This window comes from Spirochaetota bacterium (assembly GCA_034190085.1).
Lineage (GTDB): Bacteria > Spirochaetota > UBA4802 > UBA4802 > JAFGDQ01 > JAXHTS01.
On record JAXHTS010000055.1, the window covers coordinates 29,007 to 49,545 of the forward strand.

A 20,539-nucleotide genomic window follows, 5' to 3' on the forward strand; every position below is an offset into this window, starting at 1 on the left:
TTGGACATTAGATGGAAGACCTAATAGCCTCAGGATCCTGCTCCTCAATTACATCTACAACCGCCTTAGCCCATCTCCTCTTGGTTACTGCAAAGGCAGGCTGTGCTTTCTTGGCCATAAAGGATGCAAACTCCATAGCCGCTGAAATGAGTTCTTCCCTTGGTAAAGCCTGGCGCGCCCATCCTATGTCCACTGCCTCAGCGCCGCCATAGCGCTTGGCAGTCCAAGCCATTTCCCTGAAAAGCCTCTTCCCAAGGCCATGCTCGCAGATAGCTATCATGCCTGGCCAAAATGGAATATTGATATCCATTTCAGGAAAGCATACCCATCCACGATCTTCCCTCATAATCCTAAAGTCAAATCCGGAGGACCAGATCGCTCCCATACCAAAGGCATGCCCATTGATTGCCCCGATCAGTGGTTTTGGAAAAATTGCAGTATCCCTGAGCAGATGGCTAATATCATAGAGGAAATCAATTACTATATTATGATCCTGTTGGTTCATCCAATCAAGGTCTAAACCGTTGCAAAAAAATTTTTCATGTGCTCCTGTTATAACAAGCGCCTTAGCATATCCATTATTTGCGATCTCTGCTAGAGCTTGTCTGATTTCTTTAGTAAAGTCTCCAGAAAACCGATTCTCTACATTATGATCCATGATGAGCAGGGCCACATCCTCCTGGATATCCCATTTTACCCATTCCATTGTAATTTCGAATCCCCTTTCTCTTTATAGTGTTCCGTTGAAAGCATATTCCCATTCTTAATTCCGTTTACAAAAGAAAACATTTTTTCCTTAAATAAAATACAGCAGGCATCAACAACAATGGGATCATAATACACACCCCTATATTTGGATATCTCTTCAATGGCTTTGTCAATTCCAAGCGCAGGGCGATAGGGACGATGAGAGGAGATTGCTTCCACTACATCTGCCACTGTCAATATTTTTCCAGCAAGATGGATATCCTCATCCTTGAGGCCCTGTGGATATCCAGAACCATCAATTCTTTCATGATGTTGATAAACAATATCTGCCACTGGCCATGGAAAATCAATTTCCTTTAATATTTCATATGCGATTTTAGGATGCATTTTAATCAGATTAAACTCGATCTCAGTTAGACGCCCTGGTTTACTGAGGATCTCTGCTGGTATATTCACTTTACCCAGATCATGAATTGTGCCTGCCATACGAATACCATCAATCTCATCGCTGTTAAGCCCAATTTCCTGAGCTAGAGCCCTTGCAAGGTTAGCTACCCTCTGTTGATGACCTGCAGTATAAGGATCTCGCACCTCAACAGTTGACACCATCGCATGAATCACTCCACCCATTGCCTTACGGAGCCTATCTAGGGCTTTTTCCAATTCCTTTTCAGACTGCATAAGTTCTTCAATATCTCTATAAATACAATAATTACCCACCTTCTTACTATTAACCATTATTGGACAAGCGAATATTGAAACATTTATCAGTTGACCATCTTTGCATTTTCTAACAGATTCTTTTTTAGCCACGCCTTCAGAAAGGATTGTACGGGAAAGGGATTTCGCTTCATCCTTAAGATCATCTGGTACTATAGGATCGCAAATATATTTATTTTTAACTTCATCACTTGAGTATTTAAAGAGATTTTCAAAACTTCTGTTGGCATCAACTATCTTATTCTGATTATCCAGAATCAAAATAGCTTCCGGAGAATTATTAAACAATTGTTTGAAAAAGGCTTTTTGAAGTTTCAACGATTCTTCTGTTCGTATCTGTTTGCTTATATTCCGCGCAATACCATAGGTTCCTAAGAATATCTTATCCTTATCATCTATCAATCTGTCGTAAAAGCCCTTTGCCTTTAATTCAATTGTAATATATTTCTCTCTTCTCTTTGTGTGTGAGAAATTTTCATTATTTACTTTAAGACGTAAGTGTATAGACTTTGATTCTCGGTTACTAGTTCTTCTCTCAAAAAAAGTATATTTAGCCTTTTCCAAATCTTCGGGATAAATAATTGTTGAATAATGCTTTCCAATTAGATGTTCTTGATCATATCCAAGTATTTTTAAAGAATCGTTAACAAAAGTAAAAACCCCCTCACTATCGAGGTTATAGATGACATCCATAGAATTTTGCACAAGGCATTGATATCGCCTTTCTGATTTCTCTAATCTATCTTGATTGATCTCAAGCTCCTTTAATAATCGCTTTTGAATCAATGCATTCTCAAACCTCTTTGGTATCTCATCCTTGTTGAAGGATTTTGTTATGAAATCATGAGCGCCATGTTTATAGCATTGGATCGTTTTTTCAATGGAATCCTCTCCTGTAAGAATTATAATCATCGTATTTGGGGTATAGTTCATTGAGAAGTTCATAACCTGTAAGACATTCATATCAGGCAGGTCTACATCCAGTAATATAAAATCATAATTCTTTTCCTTTAACTGCTCAATTGCCTCCTTCCCATTATTGGTGAGTTGTATTTTATAATTCAGCTTATTTAATAGAAATTCTATAATATTACTGATTCCAGGATCAACAGATACAATCAGAATATTTAATGCATAGTTCGCTTTTTCTATCATTTAAATGATATCTCCATATCAAGCTTAGACAGTAAGCAGTATAATCCAATTAGTATATGGAAAAGATATTATTAGAAGAAGGTACTTAATGAAGTATTCTTGTATAGTAAACATATACAAGGAATAAACCATCATCCCACATTCAGCATGAAAGCAGATCTATTCCTTCTTAATAAAGCCATTTCTTCACTCACCAAAGGAGTAACTATCCATTACTGCATATTATAAATAATATTTTTATTCTTGTTGCTTTTAGGTAACGCCGCTTCAGCAATAGATGCTTTTCGCGGTTCCCAAAAACTGTCCTGCAAGTTTAACAGAGACGATTTATCTTTGTTTATATCATTAGCGAAAGTGAACCTCTTTTCCACAAAAAGTTTAATACATGCATCAACAGCTTTTGGATCATAATATACCCCCCTATATCTGGATATTTCATTAAGGGCCTTATCAATTCCTAAAGCCGGACGATAGGGACGATGTGAAGCGATAGCTTCCACCACATCAGCTACGGTTAGGATTTTGCCTGCTAATAAAATCTTATTACCCTTTAATCCCTTAGGGTATCCCGAACCATCAATTCTCTCATGATGCTGATATACTATCTCGGCTATTGGCCAGGGAAGATCGATCTCCTTTAGTATATGGTATCCAATTTCAGGATGCATCTTGATCAGATTAAACTCTATATCTGCTAAACAACCCGGCTTGCTGAGAATCTCAGCAGGAATATTTACTTTACCTAAATCATGAAGAGTACCTGCCATGCTGACACTATCAATCTCGCATTTAGGAACCCCCATCTCTTTAGCTATGGCTCGTGCCAGGTCAGCAACTCTCTGTTGATGACCTGCAGTATATGGATCCCGAACCTCAACAGTGGAAACCATTGCATGTATAATTCCACCAGTAGCCTTTCTCAGCTTCTCCATAGTATTTCCCAATCTATTTTCAAAACTCCTAAGTGGAGTAAGATTTTTATATATGCCATATACTCCAATCTGCTTATTTTCAAAAGTAATTGGATGATTAAATATTAAAACATTGAATTGACTGCCATCTTTTGATTTTCTGGAGGTCTCTTTTCTAACAATCTTCATTGAGTGAGAAGAGCGAGATAATGATTTTGCTTCATTTACTAGACCATCCGGCACAATCAGGTCAGTAATATTGCAACCCTTGAGTTCTCTGAGAGAATATTTGAATAGATTTACAAAGCTTTGGCTTGCATCGATTATCCTATCAGCATTATCCAGAATTACTATCGCCTCCTGTAAATTATTGAATAATTGTCTATAATAGGCTTTTTGTAACCTTAACGCCTTTTGTATCTGAATATGTCCGCTAATATTTCTAGCAACACCATAGGTTCCCAAAAATAGCTTCTCTTTCCTATCAACTGATCTATCATATACGCCTTTAGCCTTAAATTCTATTGTAATTAATTGCTTTAGTTTAATGCTACTATCATCATCCCCATAGGTCATTATTCTTAGCATATTACGCTGCGCCTTGCGATTGATAGTTCTTCTTTCATGAAAAGCGTGTTTAGCCTTCTCTAAATCATCTGGATAAATTATTGTTGAATAATGCTTTCCCAATAACTGATGATAATCATAACCTAAAATATCTTTTGAAGAATCGTTAATAAATGTAAATTTCCCCTCATAATCCAGCGTATATATAATATCCTGGGATTCCTGAATCATGTTATGATATCGCTTTTCAGAGGCCTCCAACCTCTCCTTCATCTTTTTCAATTCTTTCTCCATATCTTTTTGAGCAAGGGCGTTCTCAACTCTTCTATGGATTTCTTCCTTCTCAAAGGGTTTCTGTATGTAATCATAAGCTCCTTGATTAAGACATTCAATAGTTTTATCGAAGGAGCTATCCCCTGTCAGAATAATTATTAAGGAATTGGGGGTTTGATCTTTGGCAAATGAGAGAACCTGAAGGACATTCATATCAGTTAGATTCACATCCAATAATATAAGATCATAATTCTTCTCCCTTAATTGCTCAATAGCCTCGGTACCACTGTTTGTTAACTGTATTTTATAGTTCAGATTATTCAATAGAACTTCAATAATGTTACAAATGCCTGGATCAACAGTGACAATTAAAATATTGGGTGTATGTATCTCTTTTGTGACCATAAAAATGCAGTCTTTATCACATATATAATTTACTGATATTCACTTTTACTTAAAACAATCCTAATTTTAGTTAAAATCTTATTCTCTTATAAATATGTATACATATAGACATATTTCATTACTTTATATATCGATCTAAATCAAAAAAACCATTAATTATAAAGGGATATTCTGTTACTTTTATTAATTTGATACCATTTAAGCTCTTCATATCTGAAGTTATGCTAACTGATATAATTATGTAATATTCCTTTTGATTGATGTTATATTCATATAATTATTATTTTTCTTGACAACATTGACATACATCTTAGTTTAATTAAAGTTTTTCATTTACGTACAGCTATCTGATAAATATAAATGGATAGCCCTGTTTTCAATACTATAAAGTTCTATTGTAATGTATGCAATGATTGTTGGATATCTATTGTAGTATAACAATTAGTAAATGTAAAACTGTTTATTAGATTATTTTATGAAATTGCGTATCCTCTAGTATTATCAAGTATGTTGATTTAATCTATTATCAATTTTTATACAATTCCAATTAGACACTGCGGCAATCAACAACCCAATAATTTAATGCATATAGTGTATATGTAATAAAGATGATATTTTTTATGGTATGGGTAAGTATACCATGAAATATTAAGAGGATATGAAAAAAATTAAGGAAAAGGGGTAATTATTATGCCAATTACAAAAGGGCCATTAAATGGCATTCGCGTACTGGATTTAACTCAGGCTCATGCTGGACCATTTGGAACCATGCTGTTAGGCGATTTGGGGGCTGAAATTATTAAATTAGAACCACCTCCCGGAGAGCTTATGAGAATGGGTAATCCGGAGGTTACTATTTCACACTATTACATGATAGGTCTTAATAGGAATAAGAAGGGTTTAGCCCTAAACTTAAAGGGCGAATTGGGCAAAAAGACATTTTATGAACTAGTCAAAGAATCTGATATTGTATTTTCCAACTATCGCGCCGATGTTCCCAAAAGACAGGGTACTGACTTTGAGACTCTCTCAAAAATAAATCCAAGGATTATTCGCTGCAACATCTCCGGGTATGGAGACACAGGCCCTTACATCGGTTATCCGGCCTATGATATTATCGCCTGTGGGCATAGCGGGATACTGAGTGTATCTGGCGAGCCTGGAGAGGGCCCATTAATACCCGGCGGCATAGCTCTGGCTGATATGATGGGAGGAATATGCGGAACCTTGTCTATATTAGCTGCTCTGGTTAAGAGAAATAATGACGGAAAGGGTATGGAATTAAATGTAAACCTATTGGATGGGCTTTTAGTCATGCAGCAGGTTATGTTTCAAAACTATTTTCTAATGGGGAATGAGCCAGGTTTTCAGGGCCGAAGGCATACAGTAGGGGCTGGATATGGAATATATAACACAAAGGATGGATATATTACATTAGCCTCACTTGATCAGGATAAGGTATTAAAGCTTATCGGTCTTGAATGGGTAATTGAAGATCCAAGATTTAAAAATATTATCGATAGGCTTACCAATAAAGATGAACTTGATAAGTGTTTTGAGGATGCTCTTATCAAGAAGACGACAGATGAGTGGCTTAAGATCCTACGTGATGAGAATGATATTGCATGTGGACCAGTGCTGAATTTTGAACAGATTCTCAAGGATCCACAGGTTATGGAAAACGAAATGATCATTGAGATGGAACTTAAGGGCGAAAAATACAAAACCATCGGATCGTTATTTAGATTTTTCAATAAAGCAGGAGAATCTCTAATAGCTGGAGATCCAGAACCACCGCCTGATTTAAACGAACATATAGATGAGATTTTAAAGAATGTTTTGGATTATTCGGCTGAGCAGATAAACGAGGTTAAGGCAGAAAATGAAGCAACCATGTCTAAGATAAAAGAGCGTCAATACAAAATAGATATGGCTCATGAAGATGATTTGGCTGAAAATAATGAATAGACATATAATTATATATGCATAGCTGATTATTCAAAAGCTAATTATGTGAAATTAACACATTTATAAAGGAAGAGGAGGATTATATATGGCGATAACGAAAGGACCATTAAGCGGTATTAGAATTATTGATATGAGTCAGGCTCATGCAGGCCCATTTGGCACTATGCTTCTGGGGGATCTGGGTGCAGAAATTATTAAGTTAGAGTCACCAATTGGTGATATGCTTCGTATGGGTGATCCAAAGGTAACAATACTAAACTACTACATCTTATCCCTGAATCGAAACAAGAAGAGCCTTGTATTGGATCTTGGAAGTAAACATGGCAAACAGGCATTTTATGATCTGGTAAAAAAATCTGATGTTGTTTATTCCAACTTCAGGGCTGATGTCCCTAAAAGACAGGGTTCTGATTTCGACACACTTGAAGAAATAAATCCCAACATAATCCGCTGCAATATATCGGGGTATGGCCCTACTGGCCCCTATATAGGTTATCCATCCTATGACATCATTGCATGCGGTCATAGCGGGATACTGAGCATCTCAGGTGATCCTAAGGTAAATAAACCGGTTATACCTGGGGGCATTGCAATGGCTGATATGATGGGAGGAATATATGGGGTAATGTCCGTATTAGCAGCTTTAATCAATAGAGCTAAGGATAAAGAGGGACTAAGGGTTGAGGTTAATCTTTTGGATTCGCTTTTACTCATGCAAAAGGCTATTTTTCAACACTATTTTTCATTTAATCAGGTTCCATCTTTTCAGGGCAGAAGGCATACTATGTTGCCTACATATGGTGTTTTTGAGACAAGTGATGGTTATTTAACAATAGGTCCCAGCGATGAAAGTCTATTATTAAGGCTTGCAGGTCTAGAATGGATGTTAGAAGATCCTAAGTTCAACAATACGGTTAACAGAATATTAAACGGACAGGAATTTACACCACTCTTTGAAGAGGCGATACGCAAAAAGACAACAGCTGAGTGGGTTAAAATTTTCCGCGATGAAAATGACATTGCCTCTGGACCGGTATTAAATTACGAGCAGGTTGCCAATGACCCTCAGGTTTCGCACAATAATATGATAAAGGAGATGGAAATCAAGGGTGAAAAATATAAAACCATAGGCACATTTTTTAAGATGCCAGGTGTGATTCAAGGCGAGCCTGAAACGGCTCCTGATCTGGGGGAACACACAGAAGAGATACTGAAAAACATCCTGGGGTATTCTGATGATTTGATAAAGGAGATTAAGGCTGAAAACGAAGCAGCGATTCCTAGATTACAATCCAGAAAAAAATAAGATAATGAATGTAAACTCATTAATTTATTATAGAATGATTGGCTCTCCTATACTTGTTTATAATGAAGAGATTGACATCTATACCATTGATTTATGATTTCTCTTCATTAATAATCAGGTATGTGGGTATTTTTATCCAACATATTGTAAATGTTCAATTATTTTAAGGAGTATTGCATATGTCAATTACAAAGGGACCGTTAAATGGCATAAGAATCATAGATATGACCCAGGCACATGCTGGACCATTCGGAACAATGCTTTTGGGTGACCTTGGAGCTGAAATTATCAAGTTGGAACCTCCTACAGGTGAACTTATGAGACTGGGCAATCCAAAGGTATCGGTTACCCATTATTATATGATAGGGCTTAATCGAAACAAGAAGGGTTTAGCATTGGACCTAAAGGGAGAAATTGGGAAAAAGACCTTTTATGATCTTGTAAAAAAAGCTGATGTTGTCTATTCCAACTACCGAGCTGATGTTCCCAAAAGACAGGGAACTGACTTTGAGACACTCTCAAAAATAAATCCAAGGATTATCCGCTGTAATATATCTGGATATGGGGACACAGGACCATATATAGGCTATCCAGCATTCGATATTATCGCATGTGGACATAGCGGGATATTGAGTATCTCCGGTGAACCCGGCGAAGGCCCATTAATACCAGGCGGCATAGCGCTGGCCGATATGATGGGCGGCATATGCGGCACAATGTCTGTATTGGCTGCCCTGATTAAGAGAAACAATGATGGAAAGGGTATGGAGTTAAATGTAAATCTATTGGATGGCCTGTTAGTGATGCAGCAGGTCATGTTTCAAAACTATTTTCTTACGGGTAATGAGCCAGGATTTCAGGGCCGAAGGCATACAATCAGCGCTGGATATGGGATTTACGACACAAAAGATGGTTACATAACATTGGCATCAATTGATCAGGATAAAGTCTTACGGCTTATTGATCTTGAGTGGGTAATTGATGATCCGCGATTTAAAAATATTATAGACAGGCTAGCTAATAAAGATGAGCTCGATAAATGCTTTGAGGAGGCTCTTCGTAAAAGGACAACAGAAGAATGGTTAAAAATCCTTCGTGATGAGAATGATATAGCCTGCGGGCCTGTGCTAAATTACGAGCAAATCCTTAATGATCCACAGGTACAGCAAAATAAAATGATTATTGAAATAGCAATGGGTGAAGAAAGGTATAAGACAGTAGGCTCATTATTTAGGATGTCAAATAGATCAGGACAATCGATAATAGAGGGAGAACCGGATCCACCACCGGATCTGAACCAACACGCAGATATAATATTAAGGGATCTGTTGAATTACTCTGATGAGCAAATAAAAAAAATAGCAGAAGAGAATGAAGCGGCTATTCCGAGGTTAGAGGAACGTCTATACGGAGGTGATGCTGAGGAGACTCAGAAGGCATTCAACATTTCAGAGACAACGGATATTAAGCTTTAAGGCATAATTAACATTCATCCTCAGCACTTATCAATTCTTCCCCACTTCACGAGACTACTCATCTATCGCTTCAATTAGAATAATCTTCTGTAATTGAAGCGATAGATTTAACCCTAAGCTAAAGCAAAAAGTCGCCACCAGAGTCAGAATGTACGCCTACCAGTCACATAGTTGCTGCCATTTACCACACCGCTGGATGGATCGATCAGCCAGCTATCATCCCCGCCATGGAAATGACACTTGCTACATGGGATATTAGTATTCCCTGTGTCTGTGTTATGACAATTTGAATTATTACATGGTGAAGTATCATATGGAGCATCATCAAGGCCGCCATTGCTGTGATGGATACTCCAGAGTGATTGTTGGTGACACTTTTGGCACAGTGGCTGCAAGTCCTTAGGAGATCCTATCGTAATAGGGCCAACCACCGCCCCATTAACTTCACCTCTGATCAACATATCGCTGGATGATCCATGTGGTTCGTGGCAATCGGTACAGGAAAGAACAAGTCCTGAAGCTGTCCAGGGGCGGCTTTGATACGGTTCAAGTAAGTCAGCAGCCATCGAGTTAGTGGCAGGATTTATACCGTGCTTATCTCCACCCGACTCGCCTCCGGAGGTTGCCCAATCAATGGGTGTGTTTAAAAGATTATACGGGGGCACACTCATATCAGTCACATGACAATCCTGACAGAGTGTCGCATAGTCTGTCAGGTTTGAGCCGTCTGTTGTGCCAGAGCCATCCGGTTCATAATCCCCTCCACCGAAAAGATAAGGAGCCTGATAGTAGTCCGTATAACCGCTCATTCTCTCACCCGCATCGTCACCCCACAATATCTCACCAACAACCGAACTGCCATGATTGCTTGGCAATGTCATGGGCCAGCCTCTGACACCGTCAGCGTGCGGATCCCTTTGCGCTGCGTGTGGATTGTGACATGCGTCACAGGGATTAGAATCGGCCGTGAATCCCCATTTTCCTGTAATAAAGGTGAGTATATCGTTAAGATTGTGCGATGAAGTATTCGAAAAGGCCTCCTTTACGTCATCTACAGTATCATCCGTCCAGCCTCCCGCTCGATAGCTATAGCTGTACTGCTTTACCATACCCGCTTGAACCGGGCTATCTCCTGTATCCCTATGACAATGAAAGCAGAAATTTTCAGTCTGGCTGCTCCCGTTCATAGGCGCAAATAGCATGAATTCATTTGCAGGATCAGCGGCAAGGTCGTGACAATGAAGACAATCCCCTCTATCATAGCCTGTACTCGATCTATTTATTCCATAATCATCGGTGTTTCCATGAGCGGAAGTAGTATATCCGGCAATATCATTATGACAATCTGAACAGTTAAAGGCGCTGATATCACTATGACAGGAGAAACAGGATACAAGTGTATTGCTCCCTGTAAAATCCTCGCCATGGCATCCGGCACAATCATTAGGCAGAGTATGTGATGCTCCATGCTGCCATCCACCTCCAGCCTCCTCATGATGGCAAATGCCGCAATCTCTATCCTGATCACCCTTGCCGTTCAAATCCTCGCCGTGACACTCTTTGCAGTTATTGGGATCTCCAGCATAAGCATCACCATGCGAACCTGTCCATCCAGCATGATGACAATCCGCGCATGATTCAATTGATCCACCATGACACCCTTTGCAGGATTCTGGATTTTCGTTAAATGCCTCATTATGAGGACCATTCCAATCATGATGACACTCTGTACATGAGATGACTGCAGAATTGTCATTTATCTCACTATTGTGACAACCATTGCATGTGTTAAGACTTGAAATCGACTCACTTCCATGCTCCTCCATCCAATTATCGCTTCCTGCACCGTGATGACATGAAAAACAAGCTGCCTCTACAAGACCACCCTCAAGATCCTGTCCATGACATCCCATGCAAGTGCTTGGATTTTCAATAAACCCGCTTCCATGTTGTGGATTTTCAGGCGCCCCCCAATCGTGATGACATGATACACAGGAAACACCTGATTGTCCTCCATTCAAATCATCGCCGTGACAAGCCATACAATTTTCTGAATTCAACACAAACATATCGTCGTGTTGAGGATTATCGCTCATCCACTCAATCTCTGAATGATAATGATCTTCTATCAATCCATCTGGCAGAGATTCTGTACACCCGATGAATATAGTTATGCAAAATACCAAGGAAAGGAAGGCTTTAGTAATAGTTGAATGAATCATTTCATTTTTTTCACATTTAATTATGTTGATTCTTCTCATGATTACCCTTCCTATACTAATGGAATTGAAATTCCTCCTGATCAATATCTGGCATGGCAATATTAAAGCACCATGTTAAAATAAGCATAAAAATGGTGGAAGTCAAATATAGAAGTTGCTTTATGGACAAGAAAAGGTAATTCGAATAGTATTATGAAGTTTAATGGTATTTTGAGCAATATTTTTTAATTCTAAAGGGAATAACTATCATCAGATGCTTCGATTTGCCTTACCGCTTTGGATTAGGGATGAACGATACTATGCTAATATTTGATATAGAAAGGTAAAGTGATCATTATAAAATATCATCATGGCAATCAATACACTCGAAATCATCAGCATCAGGATGACAAGTGGCACATTCAATTAGTGTATTACCTCCATCCAGGTTTTCACCGTGGCATGTTCTACAAGTATCCGGAGATATATGAAACCCTCCATGCTGCCATCCACCCCCAGGCTCCTCATGATGACAACCGATTACATCACAAGATTTGTTGACAAGCCCTCCATCAAGATCCTGTCCATGACAACCCTTGCAGATTCTTGACTCCTGAGGGTATTTAACACCATGAGTTGTCCCATCCCAGTCGTTATGATGGTGACAAAATGTACATGAGACTAATGTGTCGCCTCCATTCAGGTCATTGCCGTGACACTCCTTACAATTGTCAGGATTATCCGCAAAAGCCTCCCCATGAGTGCCTTCCCAACCGCTATGATGACAGGGAGCACAAGATTCATTCACCGAGCCTCCCTTTAGATCCTGTCCATGACAGCCCTGGCAGATACCAGAGTCCTGTAAATATTTAACGCCATGAGTTGTCCCATCCCAGTCGTTATGATGATGACAAATAGTACAAGAGACTTGCGCTAAACCTCCATTCAGACCACTGCCATGACATGCCATGCAGACCTCATGCTTCTGTATATATTCAACACCATGCTGTGGGTCTTCAGGATCACCCCAGACATGATGACAATATAAACACGAATGTTCTGAATCGCCAGGCCTTAGCCCAAAATCTTCCCCATGACAATCCTTGCAACTGTCAGGATTCTCTGTAAAAGCCTTACCATGCTCCGTTGTATCATTACTCCAGTCTGAGTGATGACAGGACAAGCAGGAAAATTTTACTGGCCCTCCAATAATATCACTACCGTGACAGCCATCACATACATCTCCTTCTGCTGAATAATCATCTCCATGCTCCTCTAACCAATTGCTATTCCCTTCACCATGATGACAGGAGAGACAGGGTAGCTTAATGATCCCCCCCTTCAGGTCTTGCCCATGACATCCAAAACAAACCATCGATTTATCTATAAACTCGTCTCCATGCTGGGGATCGCTAGGCATTCCCCATGGGTGATGACAGTCTATGCATGACACCCCTGATTGACCACCATCAAAATCCTCCCCATGACAGGATATGCAATTGTAGGGATTTTCATTGAACTTTTCACCATGCACAGAATCTTCACCTCCCCATTCCATTGAAGTATGGTAACGACTTCCATCTAATCCATCCGGAAGAGATTCAGTCTGACACCCGATAAGGATGTAAGCAGATATTATAAAAATTGCAGTATAAATTGATGCTCTGCTAAAGAAGCAATAGATAGATAATAAAAAATATTTTTTAAGGTTATTGTTACTGCATCGAAATTTCAATAGATTACACAGGATTAATTTATTATTAATTTGCACTAAATTAATCCATGATGGAAGGGTTATTCTATCTCTCATTTCTCTCACCTGATATAAAATTTAGAGTGAAGGTTACCTTGGTTATTATTTATAATTTATTGAAATAATTTATAATTTCAGAGCTAACATTGACGTGACTCATTGTTAACAAGATAATTAATAGCACAAACATACGTCAATCTAATTTTATAAATTAATGAAAAACATAAATATACATCCTCATCCAGCTTCACATAAACTGTTTAAGATGAACTTTGTCATAGAGAACTAAAAGCTTATAGTTTATATAATTCTATTTGTGGCTATTCAAAAAATTGTGTAGATAGTAATAATGAAACTTCTCAAATAGCGCCATCATCCCCCCCTTTAACGGCGATTATGGCACTTCCCTTAGTATTTAATGGAAATCTACACAATATTGGATTAAAATTGAGGTGTATTATTGTATTTTTCGATCAAATTGAAGAAAGTGTACTATATCTTTCTCCAGCCTTGAAGTAGAGGGGCATTACCTCCCCTGAAAGGCATAATTCAGAAAATTATTTTCCACATTTCGTACATGAATTACATGAGGAGCCCCCTGAACAGGAGCTATCACCAAAGGATGTGTCTCCACCCTTAGTCATAAAACCCAATCCGCCGGTAATCAACCGCTTAATCATACCATTGCAGTCAGGACACTCTTCAAGAGGATCGTCCTTAATTCCCTGATAAAAGTCAAAACGTCCATTACAGGATGAACACATATATTCGTATGTTGGCATATATTCCCCGCTTAATTATGATTTAGTAATATAAGCATTCTGTTAACTTACTTATTGATAGAAAATAGATCTAACCTACAAGATGAATTCCTCAGAAACTCCTATATTATAAGATATAGTCCTATTAAATGGAGTTACTATTTTATTATGATAAAATTACAATTTTTTCAAGCTTTTTTCAATTCAATAAACAAGAACCAATAGGAATGAATATGATATTATCTTAAAGAATGATTAAAAGCGACCGGCTCTATGAGCGCTCTTGTGTATACTATCATATATAAAAATAAATCGCTCTCTCAGTTCATCAATTCCTATTCTTTTTATAGCGGAGCCAATTATGGGATAGGGGTACCTATTCATGATGAATTCCCTTACACCGCAATTTTGTAGAGAATCTATCTTATTAAAAAACATAATATTAGGCTTGTTCAGGCATTCAAGTGCCAACAATTCGTTCTCAACAGTTTTAATATTATTTTCTATGTCTCTTGAAGTTATATCGATCAGGTGAATCAAGAAATCCGCATTTTGAATCTCTTCCAATGTTGATTTGAATGACTCTATCAGGTTAGCTGGCAAATTTCGAATAAATCCAATAGTATCTGTGAGCAATATCTTTTTCCCATGATCAAGGAATACCGTTCTTGTGAAGGCGTCCAATGTTGCAAAGAGCCTATTTTCAACAAATAGATCATCCTTGGCAAGTACATTTATCAAAGTGGATTTGCCTGCATTGGTATATCCAACTACTGCCCCCAATATTTCACTGGATCTTGATTTTCGGATAAGGCTTCTATGTTCAGCTATCTTTCTTAATTCCCTATCCAACTTTGATATTCTTCTCAGTATATGCCTTCTATCAGTTTCAATCATCTTTTCGCCAGGGCCTCTAGTTCCGATTCCTCCACCCAGTCTGGACAAGGCGCCGCCAAGTCCCTTTATTCTTGGTAGAATATACTTCAACTGTGCCAATTCAACCTGTATTTTTGCCTCAGCGCTTCTCGCCCTCTGAGCAAATATATCCAATATCACCTCAGTCCTTCCTATAATCCTGCATTTCAGCAATTCCTCAAGATTTCTAACCTGAGCAGGCCTTATTTTATTCAAATCGAATACAATCAGGCGTATTCCCTCCCTGATTACAATATCCTTAAGCTTGTCAAGATACCCCTTGCCAATGATATGGGCAGGATCAATTTTCTTCCTCTTAATAATTGTTGATTCAATAATAACCGCTCCAGCAGTAGACACTAGGAGATCAAGTTCTGCAAGGGAATCCTCAACAGCCTTAATATCCTGACCATCTGTCACTATGCCTATTAGAAAGGCCTTTTCGTCAACAGATGACGGAATTCTATTTACCGATGCATCCATTCAATATCAACTTACAACCTACAGTAATTTTATTCTCACTAAACCAGCCCTTATTTACCTCCAAGACATATTGCGCGGGCAAAAGGGAGGGATAAATGATCGAAGTATCCAATGGTTTCATATAGTATATCTCATTTATAACACCATAACGGTTTATAAATGCTATATCAAGTGGTATAAATGTATCCTTCATCCAAAAGTTGCGTTTTTCTTCTTTTCTGAAAACAAACAACATGCCGCTATTCTTTTTGAGCATTTTGCGAAACATTAAACCCCTTTTTCTGCTTTCAAATGAATCAGCAATCTCAACCCTTAAAAATACAGGCTCGTTATTATTATTGATTATTGAGATATTACAAAACCTATTTTGCTGAGCGATTGTGCTATTAGATAAAAAAAGCACAAAAAACGTCAAATAAACTATTTTAATGAAGGATTTTAACGATAATCGAGGTCTCTCTGGAATGCAGTGAGGATATACTAAAAATTTCATCCTTAAATATTGACATTCATGTGAATTGGAGATATTTAGAATTCATCATTATACTCAATCTTAATGATCCTGTTAGCGCGGTCCTGCTTTTGCAGCAATATAGCAAACTCAATTCCAAGGTGATTGAGATATGTATATCTTAAACCAATATTCAATAACCATTCATCAGGCCTTGAGAAATCATAGTATATTCTCTCGCCCTCTGATTTGAAAATAATAGATTCCCCCAGTGGAATGTCAATCGAAATATAATATGATGAGTTTTCAGGAATATAATCGGGTTGTGTAGGCACCCTCATCCCAAAATGAATATGCTGTTCATCAAATAGCAGGTAAATGGGTTTTGTTATTACAAAGTATGGGCCATATATCATTCTATTCAACTCGTTCTGGTAGTTAGTAGTCTTCCCTTCCCTTCCAATATAAAAGGAATCGTAACCTATTGCAAAAGAAACAGGAAAGGGTTCCCACCCATCTGATATTTTCAGTTTAGCAATCACTCCTGGAACATTCGGCTCAGCATTATCCTTGCCTATGGCGTTTTGTATATCCAGAGAAACCCCAAAGAAGATATTATCATGAATGCCAATAAATGTCTTTAATTCAACCCCGCCATTATCATACCCAAGAAAGGATACCTGATAGGTTCCCCTGTCAATTGTATAGGCAGTGGGTGTATCAATGACTCTAGTGTTTCTTATATATGATGCATCAAGGGAAATACTGGAACAAATGAATATAATGATTGATAATAAATATAAAATAGGTTTCTTCATATTCATTGGTCTTGATTTCATGTATACCGAACCATCTCTGATATTGTATTGGAAAGAAGAATAGATCCCTCTTCCCTCAACATTGGCTGAGAGAAGATGATCTTTTCACAAATCAAACAAAAGATATTAAAACTTGCCTTCTCGGAGATTGATGTGCAAGGCTTATATATATTATCGGATTTTTTTTCATCTGAAATAAAAAAATCTCAAGATTAGATGATTAAATCTTATAAAATATATAATCATCAGTATTGACGGTGAGAATCACATTATTGATGGAAAAATTTCCAATTTAACTGAAAAGCTACATCTATATGTCAAATTTACTGATAGCAAAATGGTAAAAATCATACAAATGAAAAGGTAGTGGCATGTGTAATCTTCTGAGAGAGTTTATACCTAGCGGAAAGGAAGTTGGACAACGAAGGGTCTGAATAATCACTAAACAATGGTTTGTGACTGCTGAAAAAGTAGACAATAAATACAGTTATCCACACTCTCATGCCTGCGTTATGAGGTTCCTGTATTCGCAGTGGAGACACCACTGTCCCCCCTGGGTATGTAGGAGTCTTTATTAAATAGAATCATTATGCGATTTAAGCATTCTCAAAACCTGCCCCTGTACATACAGGTGAATGACTTCTATGAATGATAAAAATTAACCCATCTCAATCCCTAACTTGATGAGCAGTTAGGATGGTTTTTAAAACTTTAATAAATTTTATTTGACAAATATTGATATATCAAATATATAACATTCAATGTTTTATAAAAGCTAATCAATTTTGCATCTTCAACATTTTACAACTATAAATATCCAATCAACAATACCTAATTCCCATTATCTATGATAATAATAGTGGTTATCAACAATTTCCTTTATGACTAGTCACTCTCCCCCTTCTTCTTTGAAAAGGGGTAAAGATAGGTTATTCTGATAGTTTTACAATAAGACATAATCCAGATTTCCTTGAGTTGAAAACAACATTAAACGTGCATTGCGATTCCATCCTTTCGACTCTCGGCTAAAAATAAAGGTAAGGGATTTATTCAACGCTTATTTCAGTAAAGTTTAATAAATATAGAAAGATCTGAAGTCTCAGAAGACTTTTTCCATCTCCCTTCCCAAGTGGAGCAGGCGTTATGCGCATTTGAAATGTACATCAATATGGAAATATTATTTTCTTTTCTTAACTTAGCCTAGTTGAGTGCAAACATTTATCCCCAATGATATAATGAAAAGAAATAAAGATGGACTAATTATCAGATGAATATGGATTGGATAATTAAACTCCACTTCTATAATATTTTTCTTGTATTATCGCTGATATGAGTTATACTACAAAGGTTTCAATAATTTTGTAATAACCAAATTATCATTAAGCTCTATTTCAGCAAACATAGATAGCTCTTAATTATATTCAATTTAGCATGAATACTTTATGGATATCAAATGAGTAGTTTTAAATCTATCCATAACAGGATGACAAAACATTAAGCGGATCTAATAAATCTCCCATCAGGAATTTTAAATATAATATAATTTCCAATGAAAAATTGGAATAACCTTTATTAAAAAGGAGGTGAAAAGATTATAGATTTTGCATGATCTAGAACCGAATAAATAAAGGTTTTCTTTAACAAAAAGATATCAGCAAAATATATTAATAAAAAATCATTTCGGAGGTATAGGATGAGAAACAAAATACTACTTGTATATTGTTTTGTATTGATCATGGCAGTTGTTCAGAACACACTTTTGGCTCAGGATATTGAAAAATAGCGCTATCACATATCTGGGTTTATGCAGACCATATATATACAAATTGATCCTGCTGCTGAAGAGAGTATGATGGAAACTATACAAACAAATTCAAACAAAAATGGTGCATTCATGCAGAGCGATCTGAATCTCTATTTTACCTTCTTTATCGATGAAGGCTGGAAGGCCTTTAGTGAAGTTGCCTTCCTTTACACACCAACAAGAGAATTAAATGTAGAGCCTGAGACAACCCAGGTCATAGACTCCACTACTGGCGAGGTAACCCTATATTCAACTGGAAATATGATCGGAACGCCCTATGATACATCTTACATGACCCCAACATTCTCACTTTCTAAATATGGCGCAATTGAAATTGAACGCGCATATATTGAATGGAACAAACTGTCCTATGCTAATCTACGCTTTGGTCGCTATTTCACCCCCTTGGGGATATGGCAGCGCTATCATGGAGCGCCAGTCGTAACAAGCGTGCGCCTCCCTATAATGGTAGTTTCAGCATTGGGAGGAACCGGGATGCCAACGTCCAAAACAGGGGTAGAGTTACTTGGGAAAGTTGATATTGCAGACACATTAATCGAGTATGCTGCCTATGTAGAGAATGGCATATCCGAGGCTGATGCGCTATATGATGACAATGCAAATAAGGCTGTTGGTGGGTTCCTAAATTTTAAGCTTCCAACAATCGCTGGCAGAATAGATGTTGAGTTTGGCGGCTCAGGTTATTATGGCAAGCGAACACATATCTCGCAAAAAACCTATTTGTTGGCTATAGGGACATCAGACCTATTGGATTCAACTAATCTAAATAATATTGTTGTAACAATGGATTATGATCCTTCACAAGATGAATACGCCGCTGAGCAATGGGACACAATGGCACTGGCTCATCTTAAACTCTCCATAGCATCACTACCCCTTGATGGCACCTTCATCCTACAGGCTGAAGGTGTGCATCAAGGGAGTGACAGGGATGATGATAGTAGAATTGTAAATTCAGTTCACGGCTATAGTGTACAGGAAGATGATATGAAGTATTACTCCTATTACGGACAGGTGGAATATCAATTCTATGGTAAACTTACTCCCTATTTTAGATATGAAATTACTAATCGAGATACTGATATAGCACAGGATAAGATATTAACCAAAAATTCAACAATGTATGTAACAGGTCTAAATTATAAGCCAAGGCCAAAGGTTGCCATAAAGGCGGAAACTATTATTGCTGATCTGGATAGCGACGTTGGCAACATGGCTAATCGTTGGGATCCAACAAAAGATGAAAAGATGAATAATGATATGATTATCTATATGGGATCAATATCAGTAGCTTTTTAATTCTAAAGGGAGGTTTAAACATGAAGAAGAAAAGTATAAAGAGTCACTTAATATTATCTCTTATCCTTTTGGCAGGGACATTCACCATAGGACTGCATGAGGCTCCTGCTCAGGATGACGTTGTTGTGATAGCGAATAATAGCAAGGGCTCGCTTAATGCTAGTCAGATAAAACGCATCTTTAATGGTGATGTTACCAACTGGCCTGATGGAGGTGCTGTCAAGGTTTTGCTGAACAGCAATCCCGGCATAACAGAGCAATTCTGCTCAAAGTACTTAAACACAACGCCTTCCAAACTGGATTCGTCATGGGTAAAAAAGAGCATACGGGACGGCACACCTACCCCGCGCAAGGTTGCCAGCAATGTAATAGTTACCATGGTGAGCAACTCGCCAAAGTTTATAGGATTTGTCAAAAGGTCAGAGGCGGGCTCCTCTGTAAAAATTATTGATTGATGTATTGTTGGAATATGGAGCTAGGAAATCACATTCTTCATGTGAATATCCAATGCACTATAAATAATAGCTTAAAGCAATAAACTACAA

General features: G+C 37.7%; 15 protein-coding genes. 5 read left to right on the top strand and 10 right to left on the bottom strand.

Annotation, left to right across the window (positions count from 1 at the left end; genetic code table 11):
- Window positions 1–7 precede the first annotated feature (7 nt).
- The 3 genes from SVZ03_11100 to SVZ03_11110 all read right to left on the bottom strand — a co-directional run bounded on the left by SVZ03_11100 (window position 8) and on the right by SVZ03_11110 (window position 4,739).
- The gene (locus SVZ03_11100) at window positions 8–706 is read right to left on the bottom strand and encodes an enoyl-CoA hydratase/isomerase family protein (protein MDY6934749.1); all 699 of its coding nucleotides are present in this window, start codon (window positions 704–706) and stop codon (window positions 8–10) included.
- Window positions 694–2,583, bottom strand: coding sequence for a PAS domain S-box protein (locus SVZ03_11105; GenBank protein ID MDY6934750.1), 1,890 nt, complete (start codon window positions 2,581–2,583; stop codon window positions 694–696). Before SVZ03_11105 ends, SVZ03_11100 begins: the two co-directional genes overlap by 13 nt.
- Window positions 2,584–2,795: 212 nt before the next feature.
- Window positions 2,796–4,739: a PAS domain S-box protein gene (locus SVZ03_11110; GenBank protein ID MDY6934751.1), complete on the bottom strand. Its 1,944-nt coding sequence runs from the start codon at window positions 4,737–4,739 to the stop codon at window positions 2,796–2,798.
- A gap of 690 nt (window positions 4,740–5,429) precedes the next feature.
- Here SVZ03_11110 and SVZ03_11115 point away from each other — a divergent pair.
- The 3 genes from SVZ03_11115 to SVZ03_11125 all read left to right on the top strand — a co-directional run bounded on the left by SVZ03_11115 (window position 5,430) and on the right by SVZ03_11125 (window position 9,488).
- Window positions 5,430–6,707 (top strand): CoA transferase, encoded by a 1,278-nt coding sequence (locus SVZ03_11115; protein ID MDY6934752.1) that lies wholly within the window; start codon window positions 5,430–5,432, stop codon window positions 6,705–6,707.
- Window positions 6,708–6,792: 85 nt separating this feature from the next.
- A complete protein-coding gene (locus SVZ03_11120; protein ID MDY6934753.1) occupies window positions 6,793–8,013 on the top strand; it encodes a CoA transferase in 1,221 nt (406 codons plus the stop codon).
- A 179-nt stretch (window positions 8,014–8,192) separates the two neighbouring features.
- A complete protein-coding gene (locus tag SVZ03_11125) occupies window positions 8,193–9,488 on the top strand; it encodes a CoA transferase (GenBank protein ID MDY6934754.1) in 1,296 nt (431 codons plus the stop codon).
- Between the two features lie 143 nt (window positions 9,489–9,631).
- On the opposite strand, the gene SVZ03_11130 is transcribed toward SVZ03_11125, so the two are convergent.
- The 7 genes from SVZ03_11130 to SVZ03_11160 form a co-directional block, all read right to left on the bottom strand.
- On the bottom strand, window positions 9,632–11,749 hold the full coding sequence (locus tag SVZ03_11130) for a cytochrome c3 family protein (GenBank protein ID MDY6934755.1): 2,118 nt from the start codon (window positions 11,747–11,749) through the stop codon (window positions 9,632–9,634).
- A 295-nt stretch (window positions 11,750–12,044) separates the two neighbouring features.
- A complete protein-coding gene (locus tag SVZ03_11135) occupies window positions 12,045–13,499 on the bottom strand; it encodes a hypothetical protein (GenBank protein ID MDY6934756.1) in 1,455 nt (484 codons plus the stop codon).
- 500 nt (window positions 13,500–13,999) lie between these two features.
- Window positions 14,000–14,224 carry an FmdB family zinc ribbon protein gene (locus tag SVZ03_11140; protein ID MDY6934757.1) on the bottom strand — a complete coding sequence of 75 codons (225 nt, stop codon included), beginning with the start codon at window positions 14,222–14,224 and terminating at the stop codon, window positions 14,000–14,002.
- A gap of 234 nt (window positions 14,225–14,458) precedes the next feature.
- Entirely contained in the window at window positions 14,459–15,601 is a 1,143-nt protein-coding gene (gene hflX, locus SVZ03_11145; protein ID MDY6934758.1) for a GTPase HflX, read from the bottom strand.
- Window positions 15,582–16,094 (bottom strand): DUF192 domain-containing protein, encoded by a 513-nt coding sequence (locus SVZ03_11150; protein ID MDY6934759.1) that lies wholly within the window; start codon window positions 16,092–16,094, stop codon window positions 15,582–15,584. Before SVZ03_11150 ends, hflX begins: the two co-directional genes overlap by 20 nt.
- A gap of 35 nt (window positions 16,095–16,129) precedes the next feature.
- Complete coding sequence (locus SVZ03_11155) at window positions 16,130–16,891, bottom strand: hypothetical protein (GenBank protein MDY6934760.1); 762 nt, start codon at window positions 16,889–16,891, stop codon at window positions 16,130–16,132.
- A 326-nt stretch (window positions 16,892–17,217) separates the two neighbouring features.
- Window positions 17,218–17,412, bottom strand: a complete 195-nt coding sequence (locus SVZ03_11160; GenBank protein MDY6934761.1) for a hypothetical protein — start codon at window positions 17,410–17,412, stop codon at window positions 17,218–17,220.
- Window positions 17,413–18,674: 1,262 nt separating this feature from the next.
- Here SVZ03_11160 and SVZ03_11165 point away from each other — a divergent pair.
- The gene (locus SVZ03_11165) at window positions 18,675–19,994 is read left to right on the top strand and encodes a hypothetical protein (protein ID MDY6934762.1); all 1,320 of its coding nucleotides are present in this window, start codon (window positions 18,675–18,677) and stop codon (window positions 19,992–19,994) included.
- A 20-nt stretch (window positions 19,995–20,014) separates the two neighbouring features.
- Window positions 20,015–20,449 carry a hypothetical protein gene (locus SVZ03_11170; protein ID MDY6934763.1) on the top strand — a complete coding sequence of 145 codons (435 nt, stop codon included), beginning with the start codon at window positions 20,015–20,017 and terminating at the stop codon, window positions 20,447–20,449.
- The last annotated feature ends 90 nt before the right edge of the window (window positions 20,450–20,539 follow it).